Genomic DNA, 16,920 nt, shown 5'->3' with positions numbered 1-16,920 from the left:
TTACTTAATTGATTACGTGATTCAGCGTGTAACCCAAGTTCTCATCGCCCACCCGACTTTCTGCAAATGAGATATATAGAGCGGCTTTGTACCTATCCAGTGTATCTTCTGTTTGAAGTGAGTAGCGCCCGGGGTAAAGCAATTCCAGGCGTTTCCGGAGATTCGAAAGTCCAATACCACCTTTAGTCACTTTCGTATCTGAAACGGGTTTGTTGTTTTCTACCGTCATTTTCATCGCAGCCGATTCCAGACTAAGCGTACTGTGTAGCCAGGCTTTATCTGACTGTTTACCCACGCCGTGTTTGAATGCATTTTCAACCAGTGGAAGTAGTAAAAGCGGAGCTATTTCCTGCCCGTTCGGACTACCCGTTATTTCCAGAGCAATATCAGAGTGGTCTCCACAGCGTATTTTTTCCAGTTCAATGTAGTTCTGCAAATAGCTGATCTCCTTTTCGAGCGGCACCCGAACATCGTCGCTATCGTAAAGCATATACTCCATCATTTCTGATAATTTAAGCACCATACCCGGCGCCAGATCGGATTTTTTGAGCGTCAGGGCATACAAATTATTCAGGATATTGAACAGAAAATGGGGATTTACCTGCGAGCGTAGAAAATTGACTTCGGCCTGCAATTTCTCCACCGTTATCTTTTGCAGCATTCGCTGTTGCTCATACCAGTCGATGCTCAGCTTCAGCGGCACCATCAGACCCAGATACCACAACGTACTGAAGAAATTATACGACAGGGTTTCAATCCAGTCCTGATTCCGGAAGGGAGCAATTACGAAACCGTAAATGATGTAATCGTAAAATGCCTGTACGAGCAGATAGCCCAGAATAGACAGAAGAACCAGCGAGAAGTAACGAACGTATCGCCCTGCCAGCAGATAGCGCGGCAAAAAATAATGAATATTCAGGTACGCAATGCCAATCAGCAGAATAACGCGGATGATTACGCAGGCTGCAAAATACGGCAAACCCGCTTTATAAATCAGGTAGCGTTTCTCGTACAGAAAAAAGCCCGTAATCAGCGTCCAATAGGCGGCATGAACCAGGGCATATTTAAGCGGAATGGTACGGTTAGAAAGCGGAATTTTTATGCGTCGGTCCAGAAAGTCCATCACAAAAAATAGTTGTAGTCTGATGTAAATGAACGCAAAAGAAAGATGCCCTGAAAATTATATCGACCAACGACCCAAAAAGTAGAGGAAGGGAATCTCTCTGTGCGACTCGTCTATTTTTCTGGCCGTTGGTCTACTATTTTTTTGATTGAAAAGTACCTTTCGTTGCTTTGTTCAGACATTAACCAGACGACACTTAACCAATCAACTCGCTATGAAAATCCAATGGTTTATTCTGCTTATCATCGCCATCGCCTGTAGCCAACCCATAACTGGGCAGGACAAAAAAGTAGGTGGTCCCTGCGAAGGCTGCGAAGCGATTCACGAAAGTCCGTTACCCTTCGACAAACTGGAAACCCTTGCAAAACTACCCGACGCTACGTGGACAGGCAAAAAACCGCTGGGGGTTAACGGCACCGTCTATAAAGCCGATGGCAAAACACCCGCGCCGGGAGTCATTATCTACGTTTACCACACTGACGAAACAGGCCATTACGTAGCGAAAGCAGACGCCAAAGGCTGGGAGAGACGGCATGGTTTGTTACGTGGCTGGATGCGTACAAATGAGAAAGGCGAATACAAATTTGTTACGTTACGTCCCGCTCCTTATCCAGATCGCACCGAACCAGCGCACATACACGTAACCATAAAAGAACCGGGTTTGACTGAATATTACATTGATGAATACGTTTTCGACGACGACTCGCTCCTGACAACCAACAAACGGCAGAAACTGGAAAACCGGGGCGGCAGCGGCATCCTGAAACTCAAAGACGTCGGAAATATGTACAAAGCTGAGCGGAATATCTACCTTGGAAAGAACATTCCAGACTATCCGACGAACCAGTAAACTCGACTACGCATTGGTGGATTAATGCCCCTCCCGTTGGCGTGGACTCACTTTCTATTGCCCTGACTTTACCTTATGATTTGATCTTTGATAAAGTTTAAAACTTTGTCAAAGATGTCAACTGTGCTACATAGCCAAAAGTCGGGGAACCCGTCTTAACTGGTTATGAAAGGCTTTATCCTCGTACTACTCTTCGTAAGCCTGTGTACGGCCAGATTGTATGCGCAGGAGCTGCGTGTGTAATAATGATGGTGTCGTGAACGTCATTGCGCAGAAAATTCAGGACAATGACACAAATGGTGAGATTAGCGCCGTAGTACCCAGTCGTCGAAAGACGCTTCCGCATATGTTAGGGTGAAGTTAAGAATCTTCGTATTGAACGTAATGGATTCAGCCATATTCCCGCCTTTAAAAAGCGGAATGTTTTTTATGATTGAAGAGGTTTAACGCCTTGCTAGCTCAGCAACTCACGCATCTCAATATCTTGTTCATCCAGAAATTTAATGGCTTTTGTGCCTTCTTTATTCGGAATATTTTTGTCGGCTCCGGCTTCCAACAACAGACGAACGCACTCTGCCTGATGATGTTGATTGTCGCTACCGCCGTATTTGAGGCCATGAACGGCCCATAGCAGCGGAGTTCCCCTGAACGCAATGCACCGTTGATGAACGTCGGCACCGGCTTCAATGAGTCGTTGCACCAGCTTATCCTGACCCGTCCAGGCTGCCCAATGCAAAGCCGTTGCACCGTTAGCCCCGCGGTGGTCAATCGTAGCGCCCTTATCAACGTACAAAATCCCTAGTTTCTCGACGTGTAAACTGGCTGCAGCCAGTAGTGGTGTATCCTGATTTTCCACCAACCCGTAACCGTCAACGTTAGCACTATAGTCCAGCAGGAGATTAGCCATTTCAACGGCTTCCTCATCCGAATAGGTCTTGTTGAAGACGCCATCGCAGATTCGGCGAAGTGGATGCGCTTTTGTCAAATTATGGTCGTCGTAAGGAAGGCCTTCATTGGCGAGATCAGGGTTCTGCTCGAGGGCCTGTTTGATTGCCTTAAACTATTTGTTCACAAGTAATTTTCGCAGGGACATGGTTCATTATAATTGTATACTATTGGCTCTAAGCCGTTTTGTGGCTATTTGAAATCAGTTATAAGATACGAAAAAACAGAGTGACAAGCCAGCAAAATCACCAATGTTTCTACCCTTTGTATTTCGAAAATTTAAGCAATTTATCCTGCTTTTCGGCACCATTTCGTAAAACGTGAATCGGTACGTAAATCGTCTGATTTGCCATATCTGTATCCAGCCAGAGCGAGTCTGAAGTTCAGAATCATTTATTTGGCAAAAAAGTGAAAAACTATTCGCTCTTTCTAAACAATCGTCTCCATTGCTAGTTGTAGTCTGTGTAATTTGCTTCCAGACGGGGATGCTGCGAAAGGCACCTGATTGTTAATCTTAGCTGTTCTGGTGAGTGAACTAAAAAAGCCAGGTGACTTCGCGTCGTCTGGCTTTCTTTTTAAGCCATTCTGACGTACTTGACAAGGCAACCATTTCCATTTACATTTGAGGAAAGACAAACGCTATGAATCTACAGGTTATCCATGACAGCCAGGGTAAACCAACGGGTGTTTTCATTCCGATGCAGGATTGGAAAGAACTTAAAAAGCGGTACGCTGACCTGGCTCAATATGAAGTTGAAGAGCCGACCAAAGAGCAACTTATTGCCGAGTTAACAGAAGCTATTCAGGAGCTTAAAGCGGTAGAACAGGGTGCAAAACAGGCTCGCCCCTTAGCTGATCTGCTTAATGAGCTATAGCATTCTTACCTTGTCTGTCTTTGACAAGCAGTTGAAAAGATTGGCCAGGAAATACCCATCCATTAAAGCAGACTTAGCCCAATTAGCCGAAGAGTTACTGGCTAACCCCACGCTCGGCAAATCGTTGGGCAGCAATTTTTATAAAGTACGGCTCAAAATCACATCAAAGCGTACTGGGAAAGCGGGGGGTGCTAGAGTGATTACGTATGTTAAGCTTGTCAATGCAACAATTACCCTTTCGTTCATCTATGACAAGGCCGAACGGAGCACTGTTTCGGAAGATGAACTGGATAGTCTGTTGACGCTATTGGAAGACAGCTAAATTCGCTTCGATCAAAAAAGTGAAAAACTATTTGCTCTTTTTAAACAATCGTCTCCATCGCTAGTTATAGTCTGTGTAATTTGCTTCCAGACGGGGATGCTGTGAAAAGCACCTGATTGTTAATCTTAACTGTTCTGGCGAGTGAACTAAAAAAAGCCAGGTGACTTCGTGTCGTCTGGCTTTCTTTTAGGGAAATAGGTTCCTCCTGCTATTCCGAACGTAGTGAACGAATCGGATTTACTAAAGCTGCTTTGGTAGCCTGTACGCAACGGTTAACGGTCGGTCTTCAATTTCGTAAAACTGACAACTGGTCGTGGTTTGACACCAGTTCCCTACTCCATGCTCTGAGCCCCACGTTCCACTCATTATTCACTACGTAGGCTCTTCACTGGATTGACCAGGGCGGCTTTTATACTCTGGAAACTGATCGTCAGCAGCGCGATGGCGATGGCTAACAAACCGGACAGCGCAAAAACCCACCATTCGATGTCAATTTTATAGGCGTAATCCTGCAGCCAGCGACTCATCGCGTACCACGCAACGGGCGACGAGATAACAATGGCCACGAACACCAGCTTGAGAAAATCCTGCGAAAGCAACGTAACAACACTGGTCACCGATGCTCCCAAAACCTTGCGAACACCAATTTCTTTGGTACGTTGTTCGGCCATAAAAGCAGCCAGTCCGAACAGGCCCAGACAGGAGATGAAAATGGCCAGAAACGCGAAGTAGTTGGCCAGCGTCCCGACAATGGTTTCGCTGCGATACAGTGTCTGAAACGCTTCATCGGCAAACCGGTACTGGAACGGGAACTTCGGATTCATTTGCTGTGCCAGCGTTTCCAGACTCGCTAGGGCCTGTTTCGTCTGGCCCGGCTGAGTGCGGACAATGATTATTTGCCCGTCGCCTAATTTAGCAATGAATGGTTCGATGGGCGTGTGCATCGAACTTTGATGATAATCGGCAATAACCCCAACGATGGTTCCGGGTTTACCCCACATGGTCAATGGTTTACCAATGGGTTCGCGGTAGCCGATACGTCGTGCAGCGGTTTCATTAATGAGGAAATTGGCGGAATCTGCACCAAAATCTTTCGAAAAATCACGCCCGCTTACCTTCACTTTCAACGTCTTCGTGAAATCGTAGTCAACCGTCGAGAATTGAAACTGGATGCTGGTCGACGGATCTTTACCCGGCCATTGCACGTTGCCTGTGCTGCCAAATCCATTGGTGGGCGTTCCCTGCATTCTGGTTACGGATTGAACGCCGGGCATACGTAGCAACTCGTCTTTGAACGTATTGTATTTAGGCCCCAGTTCACCTTCAGAGGATACGTAAAGCATTCCGTCCCGATCGAAGCCCAGATTTTTGGTCTGAATAAAATTGATTTGTCGGTAAACAACGATCGTTCCGATGATCAGCAGCATCGACAACGCAAACTGAAAGACCACTAGCCCTTGCCGGAAAAGTCGGGCACCTGAGCCAAAGCGAACAGCGCCTTTCAGCACCCGAATTGGGTTCAGCGATGATAGGAAAAGAGCGGGATAACTTCCGGAAATCAGACCCGTTATGAGCGTCATTCCCAGCAACATAAGCCAGAACGTAGCGTCGGTGAAGCGGAACGTAATGTGTTTATCGGTCAGGCTATTGAAAGTCGGCAGCAACAGCCAGACCACAACTATGGCTATGATCAGCGCTATGGACGTCAGTACCATAGCCTCGCCAACAAATTGCCCGATCAACAAACCGCGTCCGGCCCCAACTACTTTCCGAACGCCAACCTCGCGAGCTCGTTTGACGGAACGGGCCGTCGCCAGATTCATAAAATTGATGCAGGCAATCAGCAGAATAAATACCGCTACGATGCCGAACAGCCGCACGTATTCGATACGTCCTCCATCCTGATACCCGCTCTTAAAATTGGAGTACAGATACGCATCCTGGTACGGTTGCAGAAAAAGCTGAATATCTAACCCTTTCTTCGCCATTCCCGGATTCCTGCTTTTCAGAAACGACTTCATTTTTGCTTCCAGACGCCCCGGATCGGCTGGTACACCATTGCGGTCATTATGGAGCATGATGCGTGTCTGGAGAGCGTTCGTTCCCCAATCTTTCAGCCATTCGTTCCGTTTCAGCAAATCCTGCCAGCTCAGTAAATAATCGTAAGTTTCCGAGCTATTCGCCGGTACGTCCTCAAAAACAGCGCTGACCTGATAATCGTCTTTGCCGCCAATTCGAATGCTCTTACCCAAAGCCAATTGTGGACTACCAAAGTAATTTTGTGCCAGTTTGCGCGAGATGGCAATCTTCGTCGGTGCGTTCAGGGCTGTTTCGGCTGTACCAGCTAATAAGGGAACACTGAACATCTTGAACCAGTCGGACCCGACCGCTCGCCCTTTCTCCTTGTTCAGTTTATCGCCCACCGAAAACGTACGGTCCTCTTCCCACGAAAGGGTAGCGGCATAGGCAATCTCAGGAAACTCTTTTTTCAATTCGTCGGCCAGTAACGCGGGGGTTCCGTCGCCAGCGTCAACTTTACCGTCGTAAAACTGGCGCTCCATGACCTTATAAAGCTGTGGCCCGTTGGCATGATACGCATCCACGCTGAATTCATCCTGAATCCAAAGACCAATCAGTAGGCTACAAGCCATTCCCAGCGCAAGCCCCAGAATGTTGATGGTCGAAAACGATTTGTTATGGGCGATGTTTCGCCAGGCAATTTTGATGTAGTTACGTAGCATAGCAGGCGTTAATAAGAATGTGGTCCGGCATTCCGGAGATGGATATTCGGATTCGGTTAATTTATCAGTACGTTGAAGCGACTTGACGAAGTACGGACGTAGGTAATGCAGCACGGCCCAGCCAAACTCCCGACGCGCTTTAGCAACGCCGACTTCGTTGACGCGTTTATAAAACACTTCGTGCAAATCCCCCTGTACGTCTTCCAGCAAGCGAGGAGTCAGACAGGTTTCCAGCAGCCAGTCGGCCCAGCGGGGTGGCAGGGACATTGCATCGTCGTTGTTTTTAGATTGAGGTTTCATCGCCGTCGTGGTTATTCGCTCCGCAGGCTGTTCGCCGGATTTACCAATGCCGCTTTAATGCTTTGAAAAGAGACGGTTAGCAAGGCAATACCAATTGCCAGCAGTCCCGCTACGACGAACACCCACCAGTCGAGGCCAATTTTGTACGCAAAATCCTGCAACCAGCGATCCATAGCGTACCAGGCGATAGGCGACGCGAGCAGGATAGCGATCAGAACCAGTTTCAGGAAATCTTTTGACAACAGCGCAACAATGCCCGCTACGGAAGCACCCAGCACTTTGCGCACGCCAATCTCTTTGGTCCGTTGTTCAGCGGTAAACGTAGCCAGACCGAACAGGCCAAGGCAGGCAATTAGAATCGTTAGCGCCGAAAAATAGAGAATGATACGTCCCACGCGTTGCTCAGACCGGTATTGTGCATCCAGGTCCTGATCGACAAACCCGTAGCTAAGTGGGTTGGCGGGTTCTAACTTTTTATAAATCGTTGTCAGTTCAGACAGGGTGCGCGATACCGTACCCGGTTTGGTTTTGACTAACAAAGTGAAGTACGGATTCGTCGGCTGGTAGCGGAAAAGGAAGGGATCAATAGCAACGCGAAGCGGTCGAAAATGGAAATCTTTCAATACGCCAATTATCTGACCTTCCTGCCCCCAGTGTTTGAGCCGCTTTCCCAGCGCGGTGGTAGGTGTCCAGCCCATCCGTTTTGCCGCTGTTTCGTTGATCATATACGCGCCTAGTTTTGACGACGTATCGGACGGGATTCGCGCCGAAAAATTTCGTCCAGCAGCCATCCTCATGCCCGTTGTTGACACAAAATCAGGATCAATATTCATGTTTGTTATCAGAAATTCATCGTTTGATGCCTGACCTTCCCACTCTATCCCTCCTGAGTTTAAAATATCGACCAAGTTACTGGTAGCGCCGGAGGCCAGTGCTACGCCTGGAAGTTGCTCCACCTGGCTTTTGAATTGCCACGCCTTGCTCTGAAGGTCGCCTTTAAGCCGAACGTATAGCAACTGGGCTTTGTCGAACCCTAATTTGGCGGTTTGCATATACGTCAACTGCCTGTAAATTACCGCTGTACCGATAAGCATAACAATAGACAGCACAAACTGACCCACCACCAGCGACTGCCGAAAACTACGACCCTGCCGAACGTTGAAGACGCCTTTCAGGACGATGGCGGGTCGGAACGACGACAGGAAAAAGGCCGGATATAGACCCGTTAACAGACTCACTACGCCAGTTAAGCCTATCAATGTTAGCCAGAACAGAGGGAGTTGATACGGAATTTGAAGGGTTTTTCCCGCGATGTCGTTGAAGAGCGGCAGAAATAGTTCAGCCAGTAGAAGTGCCACCAAAATAGCCAGTCCTGTCATCAGTAAGGATTCACTTAAGAATTGGCCCACCAAACTGACTCGTTGCGCCCCCACCGTTTTGCGCACACCCACTTCTTTGGCTCGCCGGGATGCCCGCGCTGTGGCAAGATTGATGAAGTTGATAACTGCAATGAGCAACACAATCAGCCCGACCGCCACGAAAATGCGAACGTAGGCAATATCACTACGTCTGCCCCAGTCGGTTGCAAACGCAAAGTTTGAGCGCAGGTAAATGGCCGACATCGGTTGCAGAAGCAGTTGGGTGTCTTTGTCTCCATTGTACTGTTTCAACCGGTTCTTGATCTTATCCCCAAACGTACTGGCGATGTCGGAGACATCTGCCGGGTCGGAGCGTAGCTGTATGTAGGTATGAAAGTTGTTACTGTTCCATTTCTGACTCCACTTATCGTTCACGACCAGCCACTCGAAAGGAAGCAGTACGTCGAACTGAATGTGGGAGCGAGTCGGCGGGTTGCGGGCTATACCAACAAGCTTCATAGTTTGTTGCGTATTGAGCTGAACCAACTGCCCGACTACATTCTTTCGGGCCCAGTCTGTCCCAAAGAATCGTTCGGCCATGTTTTCCGAAAAAATGACTTCGTTGGGACCACGAAACACCGTATTCGCATTCCCTTTGACAAGTGGAAAGCTGAATAGACTAAAAAAGGAAGGATCAACAATCAACATTTCCTGCGCTTCGACCGCTTGTCGCCCTTTCGTCAATACGCCCGACCAGCGACCAATGCGCGTTGTTTGCGCTACTTCGGGGAAATCCTTGGTGAGCGCGGGAGCGAGCGGACCGGGCGTAACCGCCACATCGAAAATGCCGTCAGCCTGCTTCTGCTGTTCCGTCAGGCGGTAGATCTGGTCATAGCCAGCCTGAAAACGATCAAAACTCCACTCGTCATAAACGTAGAGTGCGATCAGCAGGCAACAGGCCATCCCCAAGGCTAACCCGCCAATATTGAGCAGACTATAAAGCCGATTGCGAATCAGGTTTCGCCAGGAAATTGTCAGATAGTTTCGTAACATGATGGTATTCAGCAAGGATGGAGATGGATACGCGGCTTCGTTTCCGATACGTCGGAGCGGCTTGAAAAAAAACGGACTCAGGTAATGCAGAACCGCCCAGGTATATTCTCGCCGGGCTTTAGCTAAACCTACCTCGCGGACGCGTTTATGGAACACTTCGTGCAAATCGCCCTGTACGTCTTCCAGCAGGCGTGGAGCCAGGCAGGTTTCCAGGAGCCAGTCGGCCCAGCGGGGTGGACTACCAGTTTTGGGTGTAGTTTTCATACGTGGCGTCGTTTAAAAACCCATCAACTGAAATTTTCCCGGTGGAATAGCCTGCCAAAGACGGCTGCGCATTTCCTGAATATCGTTTAACGCCCGGACGCCCAAAGCCGTCAGGGTGAAAAATCGCTTGCGTCGGCCACCCCGTTCGGCTGTGGCTCCGCCCATGGTTGAGGATAAATACCCTTTCTCTTCGAGCCGATACAACGTAGCATGAACGGCACTCATCGTGATCGAACGGCCGGTTTGTTGCTGCACATCTTCCCAGATCGTAACCCCGTACGCTTCGGCCGGACAAGCTGCCACAACTAGTAAAACGATCTCCTCAAACTCCCCTAAAAAAGCCCTTCGCATGGCTGATGATCCGTTGAAATGATTAGTTATAATTTTGCAAAACAAATCTCTTGCCAAAAATAAAAAAGCCCTCAATTGGCGATTCTAGCGCTATCCGACAGGAGCGAACTGTCCAGAATCGTACAGTATCTGTCCGGTACTGTACGATTTCGAATGGGCTGACCGACAAAGAATAAGCCTAGTGGTTTGCGTGGTCCGTACTGCTCAGACACTTTATTACAGCTATCTACCAGTTCATGAGCTACTTTTTCCGGTTGGTCCAATAGGGGATATGGCCAACGGTTTTGATGCGCCAACTTTGAATCGCTAAACGACGCAAGATTACCTATCCACAACCAGAAACAACGATACTAATGAACCGTTTCAATACCCTATTGCTGGTCGCTGCGGCCACGTTGCTGCTAGCCTCAGCCTATAACAAAGCCAACGTACCGGTTAAAGCTGAGGCCAGTAACAATACGCCAGCTTTTATTGGCAAAAATCTAACAATGACTTCCTTCCAGGTTAATCCGGCTATAGACCTGGACGCCGATGGAAAGCTGGACACCGATCTGACAATCTTCCTGCGGGACTGTGACAAAGACAATACCGTTACGTTCGAAAAAGGTGGAGTAATGTCTGGCAGCAATGGTCCGCTTTCCTGCTCGGCCAATGAAGTAGCCCCCTCTATCAAACCCAGCCACTGGACATACGATCCGTCAACCAAAACGATACGTATCGTGAAAGACAACGACGCAACCGACGTATCGGAATGGAAAGTGCTGGAAGCATCAGGCAATAGCCTGAAAGTAGAAATATCGGTTACTGAACCGACGCAGTCTTACAAAACTATTACGACCTGGAAATCAGTATAGGTTGACTAACCGCGACGAATGGCTAAATGACAGACGTATGTGGTGGAGTCAGGCTCTTAAACCTGATTCGATGAGGTTTCTCAAAACCGAATTATTGGGAATCGCTCGGTTTTGAGAAACCTCACTGGGCAGGTTTAGGAACCTGCCCTCACTGAAGCTACGTGCTTTTTACCAGTTCGTGGGCGAATGGGCGTTTCTCCAAATTTAATTTCACACACAAAAGCATGAAAAAAGTAGTTCGCATCATTGGTATCGGTCTGGCAGTTATACTGGTTTGCGTAGCCGGGCTGTTGACCTTTGTTAAGTTTGGTTTACCGAACGTAGGTGAAGCGCCGAATCTAAAAATTAGGGCGACAGCCGCCCAGATTGAACGCGGTCGTTACTTGGCAAATCACGTTAATGCCTGTATGGACTGCCACAGCACTCGCGACTGGAGCCGTTTTGCAGGCCCACCGATAGCCAGCACGTTAGGCAAAGGTGGTGATCGATTTGGTCCCGAAATGGGTTTTCCCGGTACGTTTTATTCCCGCAACATTACACCCGCTGGTATTGGCAACTGGACAGATGGCGAAGTATTCCGGGCCATTACGTCGGGCGTTAGCCGGGATGGACATGCGCTTTTCCCCGTTATGCCTCATCCGGCCTATGGTCACATGGATGTTGAGGATGTAAAATCGATTATCGCTTACGTCCGGACGTTGCAGCCCATTAAAAACGACATACCGGCCTCGGAGGCTGAGTTTCCAATGAATTTCATCCTGAATACGATTCCACAGAAACCTGATTTCCAGACTCGTCCCGATACAACGGATGCGCTGGCCTACGGCAAGTATTTAGTTACTGTAGCAGCGTGTTCCGATTGCCATACGAAGCGGGATAAAGGTGAGCCCGTAGCGGGAATGGAATTTGCCGGGGGTAGTGAGTTTGCCATGCCGGGTGCGATGATACGTTCGGCTAACATAACCTCCGATAGCGAAACGGGACTTGGTCGCTGGACGAAAGAAGCCTTCATTGCCCGATTTAAGGCGCACGACCCAGCTAAAGGTTACGTCCCTCACGCTGTGAAGCCGGGTCAGAAACAGACGCTTATGCCCTGGACGATGTATGCAGGTATGAATGAAACGGATCTGGGTGCCATTTATACGTACCTGAAAACGATAAAACCGGTTCATAACAAGGTCGAAACGTTTACCGCGCAAGCCTCGACGAGCCAGGCTATTGCCGCAAAATAATCAGTTTATACGCCGTTTCTATCAGTTGGCGACAGTTGCTATTTCCCAACAGTCAATGATCAGGCAACTTTGTGCATCATCAATACCCCTTCCTCTTTTTTATCAACACCATGAACTCATTTAAACAATTATCCACACTAACGCTCATTGGTGCCAGCTTTTGGTTAATGGCTGCCAATCCCGGCGACGTAACGACCGAGCTTGGCCTTGAGATGCCTAAACTTCGGCATGATGTTCTGCTGAATTTGAAAGAAGAGAAATGGTTTTTCTTCAACGCAACAAGCGCCATGCGTCAGGTGGCGCAGCGTATTCCGGAAGGTTCTCGCGCAACAACAGTACGTGCCCTGGGCAAAACGGTTCGGGCTTACATTGAGTCGTCGGTATTCAGAAATGAGTGGCGACAGGATTTGCGCGCTACGTATCCGTACGACGAGACTTACACGGCAGAAGGTATAGCCCAAAAGAAGCAGGAAAATGAAGCGGAGAAATCAGCGATGAAAAGCCAGATGGGTGCTCAGATGGCCGCTATGGATCAGGGCTTTTCCCAAATGGACCCTGCAATGCTAAAAATGGCGGCTCAGTCGCAAATAGCGCAGCAGGAAGAGGAACTTGCTTCACTGGAAGGTAGCGAACGGACGATGCAGGCGCAGCGCGTGGCGAGTCTTAAAAAGATGCTGGCTCTGGCCCCGGCGGAGTTTAAGAAACAATATCTAGCTTCGCTAAAACAGCAGATGCAGGCAAAAGCAAATGAGTCTGTTACGTCCCCCGAACTGGACAAGGGGCGTTTGGCGGAGGAACGAAAGAAGAAAGCCGAATTCGACGCTCACGCTGATTTTAAGCCGCTGCTAAAGAAACGCCTACAGGATTTTATTGCCCTGAGCGAATCCGTTGATTTTGACGCCCGGTTAGTGCCGATGGGCCGTAAGCAGGCCTTTGCAAATCCGGTCTACGAGCGTAAGTGTGCCGAATGGAAATTCCTCTACCGGCTTGGCAAAGAGCCTGTTGCCGAAGCGCAACTATTCGCCAGACAGTGGCTCACTGATTTGTCTAAATAAGCAGCGGTCATTGGTGGTCATTCGGTAGTCATTACGGTTAAACAAGCATAATTAATATATTGCAATGAATGATCACCAATGCTTATTAATGACCATTTTTAGGTAACAACTGGGCTTTGTTTTGGTTATCACAGTAGCTGAAGCTGCTTGTCGGACTGTAGCAACAGTTTGGCAGGCAGCTTCGGCTATTGTGATAAATAGACTAACAACAGATCTGATGGCACGATTATACGATAAACTATTCGCAGATTCGATACCTATGAAAACGAAAACTGCTGATCCGAAGAAGTCGGCCGACCAACAGGGCTTTTTTGCCAATGCCTTAACCGTTCTGAAAGACGCCTTTAATGGCTTTATGGATGATCGTTGTCTGAAGCTAAGTGCTGCTTTAGCCTACTATACGATTTTTTCGCTGGCTCCACTATTGGTCTTGGTTATGGCGCTGGCTGGTATCTTCCTGGGTGAAGAAGCGATCAGGGGGCAAATATTTGATCAGATCAATGGCCTGGTCGGTAATGAGTCGGCTAAGCAGATTCAGGATATGATCAAGAGTGTCGGGTTGTCGGGCAAAACCAATACCGCTCTGGCTATAGGCATCGTTACGCTGGTTATTGGTGCGACCAGTATTTTCGTCGAAATTCAGGATTCGGTCAATCTGATCTGGCGGGTCAAAGCCAAACCGAAACGCGGCTGGTTAAAACTGCTTAAAGACCGGCTGCTGTCGTCTTCGTTAATCGTTAGCTTGGGCTTTCTATTGCTGGTCACGTTTATTGTGAACGGTATAGTACTAGCCTTGAGCGATCAATTGTCCCGTTTCTTACCTGGGTTGGGCGTCTATGTAGTAAGTGCCCTGAATTTTACTGTCAGCACAGTGGTGATCACGATTCTTTTTGCGGTCATTTTCAAGGTATTGCCCGACGCCAAAATTAGCTGGAAAGACGTTCGCTGGGGCGCTTTCTTTACGGCTCTACTCTTTATGCTTGGCCGTTACCTCATTGGTCTTTATATCGAAACGACTGGTACAAGCTCGACGTACGGAGCCGCCGGATCGATGATCGTTATCCTGACCTGGATTTATTATACATCGGCTATTTTGTATTTCGGTGCGGAATTCACACTGGCCTATGCCAATCATTTCGGCGTCAAAATCGAGCCCGCCGATTACGCCGTATACGTCGAGCAAACCGAACGCGAACGCGACGTAGCAACCATACCAACGGCCCAGAAGGTAGAAGCAGCGAAAAAGTAATCGGCGTATAAACTTGCTTACGGTAAAACGAAAGAGACAGCCGCTACTGTGCTCGTGTTGATGTTGGGAAACACGCGAACGCCGACGTTAGGATCTGCATAGCTGTTGCTCTGAACCGATTCGCCATACAAGCGAATGTAAATCGTTTGTCCACTCTTAAAACCTGCCGTCAGAAGATCTTCCCTGGTGAATCCGCCGGTTGTGTTATTGTTCAGTACCGACAAAACGGGTGACGCATACGTATATTTCATGTTGGAAACTCCGGCATCGGTACTTAAAAAATACCGGACGTACCCTCTGTTTGTGCTTGTAGGCGTTGGAGTCACGGAGTACAAAACACTCACGCCTGGACTCCCATTGTATGTATTACCCGATACGGTAAGCGACGTAACAGACGTAGTAGCCACTTTACCTAATTGCACCGCCGGCAACGTAGTGCCGCTTGCGTTGCTGCTGTGCGACACGCCGTAAAGCTTGTATGTCCCATATCCGGCCTTCGTAAACGTGAGATCGTGCAAATCGTAGGGCAGATTTGCGAATGAATATTTACCCGTGGCGTCAGTTACCGCGATGGTATTGGTCAAATCATCGACCGTAACCGTTACGCTACTGTTATCCGTCAGTGTATTTGTTTTATCGTCCCAGAGTTGAACGGTTCCCGAGAGCAGGCCACCAGCTGGAGCAGGCGTTTCATCTGATTTCTGATTGCAGGATACTAAGAAGCATAGCCCTACTAAACTAATCCAACAAGCGATTGCGAGGATTTTATGCATGGTCAAGTCTAAATTCCTATTTAAGAGCGATCCCGGTTAAGAGTCGCTAAATTAATGGAGATTTATACTTGCCTGAATTAAGTTACTGAACGGTAGATTTTATCAATCTCGCTTTACGAAAGCTGAACTTAGCTACTTAGTGATTATTAACACCGGCTTCAGATTAAAAAAATCACTAATTCTTTCGCATCGAAGAGAGGAAGACAGCGAGCTCATACAGATAATGCTCGGCAATAGTCGATCGGCGCAAAACAGCGACAATTTTTAGTGTGGTGAGGGTCTCTTTATGCCGACTGTATACTTCAGATAAAGGACAATTATGCACTTCAGCGTAAAAGGTTTTCTGCCCGATGGCTCAACGGATTGCTGAGCCATCGGGCAAGTAGTGAATGGTGCGGTGAAAAGAGGGGTAGTGTGGTGTGGATTGGTGTGAACGACACAATAATAGCGGTTCGGCATAGAGGTGTTCAATCAACGTTAGTATCAGTTCGCAGAAAAGCTGTATCAAGTGTGTAAATCAGGGAATGATTTGTACAGGTAAATTTCTTTCATACCAATTGTGTAGCAATGAGCCGACCCTGCTTTGCTATTTTGCTTTCTATCAGTAGTTTGCACGGTTTCTTGTCAGAATCATGTGCTTATGAACATTGCAATCATTGGTGCAAACGGGCTGATCGGTAAGCCTGTAACGCAGCAGTTAATCGATGCCGGATTTTCTGTTACTATTTTAGCGCGCCATCCAGAACAGGTCCGGTCATTATTTCCAACAGCCCGCATTATACAGGCCGATCTGCAAAACCCAGCAAGCATCCGGGCAGGCTTGCAGAACCAACAGGCGCTGTATCTGAATCTATCAGTTCGTCAAGACGAAAAACCGGGCGATTTTCATACGGAAACGGATGGTATGAAAACGATTATTGCGGCAGCAAAACAGGCGGGCATTCAGCGAATTGGCTATTTATCGTCGCTGGTGATGCGCTATCAGGGCATGAACGGGTTCCACTGGTGGGTTTTCGACATCAAGCACGAAGCGGTACGTTTACTGAAAGCATCGGATATTCCTGTAACAATCTTCTACCCATCCACCTTTATGGAGAGTTTTTTGATGCAGATACAGGGTCCTTTTCTGGCTTTGGGGGGCTCGTCGACCATACCACTCTGGTTTATTGCCGGATCGGATTACGGTCGGCAGGTAGTACGCGCGTTTCAGCAATCGGACGATCAGAATCGGGATTACGTCATTCAGGGACCGGAGGCTTACACCTACGAAGAAGCGGCCCGGCAATTTGTCCAGCACTACCCGCAGAAAAAGCTTTTACTGATGAAAGCGCCAGTCGAAGTATTGCAGTTTCTGGGCCGATTCAATCAGAAAATGAATTACGGTGGCCACATTCTCGAAGCGCTGAATAAGTACCCCGAACGCTTCGAAGCCGAACAAACCTGGGCTGATCTGGGTAAGCCAACTATAACCATCAACGATTATGCCAGGCAGGTTTGACATCCTCGCTGAACACTACGTACCACTGCCTAAAAAGAACCAATTAGATGTTATCCAATTCACTAAGTTAACGACTA

General features: G+C 48.2%; 15 protein-coding genes. 8 read left to right on the top strand and 7 right to left on the bottom strand.

Translation table 11 applies throughout. The annotated features are described in order from the left end of the window. Positions 1–4 precede the first annotated feature (4 nt). Complete coding sequence (locus IC230_RS12185) at positions 5–1,123, bottom strand: sensor histidine kinase (protein ID WP_191039244.1); 1,119 nt, start codon at positions 1,121–1,123, stop codon at positions 5–7. A 214-nt stretch (positions 1,124–1,337) separates the two neighbouring features. Here IC230_RS12185 and IC230_RS12180 point away from each other — a divergent pair, with 214 nt between their 5' ends. Beyond that, a complete protein-coding gene (locus IC230_RS12180) occupies positions 1,338–1,973 on the top strand; it encodes a dioxygenase family protein (RefSeq protein WP_191039243.1) in 636 nt (211 codons plus the stop codon). Positions 1,974–2,148: 175 nt separating this feature from the next. Here the strand turns inward: IC230_RS12180 and IC230_RS12175 are convergent, their stop codons facing one another. Together IC230_RS12175 and IC230_RS12170 are read right to left on the bottom strand one after the other, a co-directional pair. Continuing rightward, the gene (locus IC230_RS12175) at positions 2,149–2,319 is read right to left on the bottom strand and encodes a hypothetical protein (protein WP_191039242.1); all 171 of its coding nucleotides are present in this window, start codon (positions 2,317–2,319) and stop codon (positions 2,149–2,151) included. Between the two features lie 108 nt (positions 2,320–2,427). Then, complete coding sequence (locus IC230_RS12170; RefSeq protein ID WP_191039241.1) at positions 2,428–2,958, bottom strand: ankyrin repeat domain-containing protein; 531 nt, start codon at positions 2,956–2,958, stop codon at positions 2,428–2,430. Between the two features lie 601 nt (positions 2,959–3,559). On the opposite strand from IC230_RS12170, the gene IC230_RS12165 reads away from it, so the two are divergent. Both IC230_RS12165 and IC230_RS12160 read left to right on the top strand, forming a co-directional pair. Beyond that, positions 3,560–3,793: a hypothetical protein gene (locus tag IC230_RS12165; protein WP_191039240.1), complete on the top strand. Its 234-nt coding sequence runs from the start codon at positions 3,560–3,562 to the stop codon at positions 3,791–3,793. Further along, positions 3,783–4,115 (top strand): type II toxin-antitoxin system RelE/ParE family toxin, encoded by a 333-nt coding sequence (locus IC230_RS12160; protein WP_191039239.1) that lies wholly within the window; start codon positions 3,783–3,785, stop codon positions 4,113–4,115. The genes IC230_RS12165 and IC230_RS12160 overlap by 11 nt, the downstream gene beginning before the upstream one ends. A 365-nt stretch (positions 4,116–4,480) precedes the next feature. Here the strand turns inward: IC230_RS12160 and IC230_RS12155 are convergent, their stop codons facing one another. The 3 genes from IC230_RS12155 to IC230_RS12145 are packed head-to-tail and all read right to left on the bottom strand — an operon-like array spanning position 4,481 to position 10,182. Continuing rightward, positions 4,481–7,156: an ABC transporter permease gene (locus IC230_RS12155; protein WP_223860602.1), complete on the bottom strand. Its 2,676-nt coding sequence runs from the start codon at positions 7,154–7,156 to the stop codon at positions 4,481–4,483. A gap of 11 nt (positions 7,157–7,167) precedes the next feature. Then, positions 7,168–9,831 carry an ABC transporter permease gene (locus IC230_RS12150; protein WP_223860601.1) on the bottom strand — a complete coding sequence of 888 codons (2,664 nt, stop codon included), beginning with the start codon at positions 9,829–9,831 and terminating at the stop codon, positions 7,168–7,170. A 12-nt stretch (positions 9,832–9,843) separates the two neighbouring features. After that, positions 9,844–10,182, bottom strand: a complete 339-nt coding sequence (locus IC230_RS12145; protein ID WP_191039238.1) for a PadR family transcriptional regulator — start codon at positions 10,180–10,182, stop codon at positions 9,844–9,846. 353 nt (positions 10,183–10,535) lie between these two features. Between IC230_RS12145 and IC230_RS12140 the strand changes: the two genes are divergently transcribed. The 4 genes from IC230_RS12140 to IC230_RS12125 all read left to right on the top strand — a co-directional run bounded on the left by IC230_RS12140 (position 10,536) and on the right by IC230_RS12125 (position 14,572). Further along, the gene (locus IC230_RS12140) at positions 10,536–11,036 is read left to right on the top strand and encodes a hypothetical protein (protein ID WP_191039237.1); all 501 of its coding nucleotides are present in this window, start codon (positions 10,536–10,538) and stop codon (positions 11,034–11,036) included. Positions 11,037–11,260: 224 nt separating this feature from the next. Then, complete coding sequence (locus IC230_RS12135; protein ID WP_191039236.1) at positions 11,261–12,268, top strand: c-type cytochrome; 1,008 nt, start codon at positions 11,261–11,263, stop codon at positions 12,266–12,268. A gap of 110 nt (positions 12,269–12,378) precedes the next feature. Then, positions 12,379–13,323, top strand: coding sequence for a hypothetical protein (locus IC230_RS12130; protein WP_191039235.1), 945 nt, complete (start codon positions 12,379–12,381; stop codon positions 13,321–13,323). 259 nt (positions 13,324–13,582) lie between these two features. Next, the gene (locus IC230_RS12125; protein ID WP_223860600.1) at positions 13,583–14,572 is read left to right on the top strand and encodes a YihY/virulence factor BrkB family protein; all 990 of its coding nucleotides are present in this window, start codon (positions 13,583–13,585) and stop codon (positions 14,570–14,572) included. A gap of 17 nt (positions 14,573–14,589) precedes the next feature. Here the strand turns inward: IC230_RS12125 and IC230_RS12120 are convergent, their stop codons facing one another. Beyond that, the gene (locus IC230_RS12120; RefSeq protein ID WP_191039233.1) at positions 14,590–15,345 is read right to left on the bottom strand and encodes a carboxypeptidase-like regulatory domain-containing protein; all 756 of its coding nucleotides are present in this window, start codon (positions 15,343–15,345) and stop codon (positions 14,590–14,592) included. 640 nt (positions 15,346–15,985) lie between these two features. On the opposite strand from IC230_RS12120, the gene IC230_RS12115 reads away from it, so the two are divergent. Further along, a complete protein-coding gene (locus IC230_RS12115) occupies positions 15,986–16,843 on the top strand; it encodes an SDR family oxidoreductase (protein ID WP_191039232.1) in 858 nt (285 codons plus the stop codon). Positions 16,844–16,920 lie beyond the last annotated feature (77 nt).

Source organism: Spirosoma validum (genome assembly GCF_014699035.1).
GTDB classification, from domain to species: Bacteria; Bacteroidota; Bacteroidia; order Cytophagales; family Spirosomataceae; genus Spirosoma; species Spirosoma validum.
This window is presented reverse-complemented; position numbering and strand designations above follow the sequence as displayed.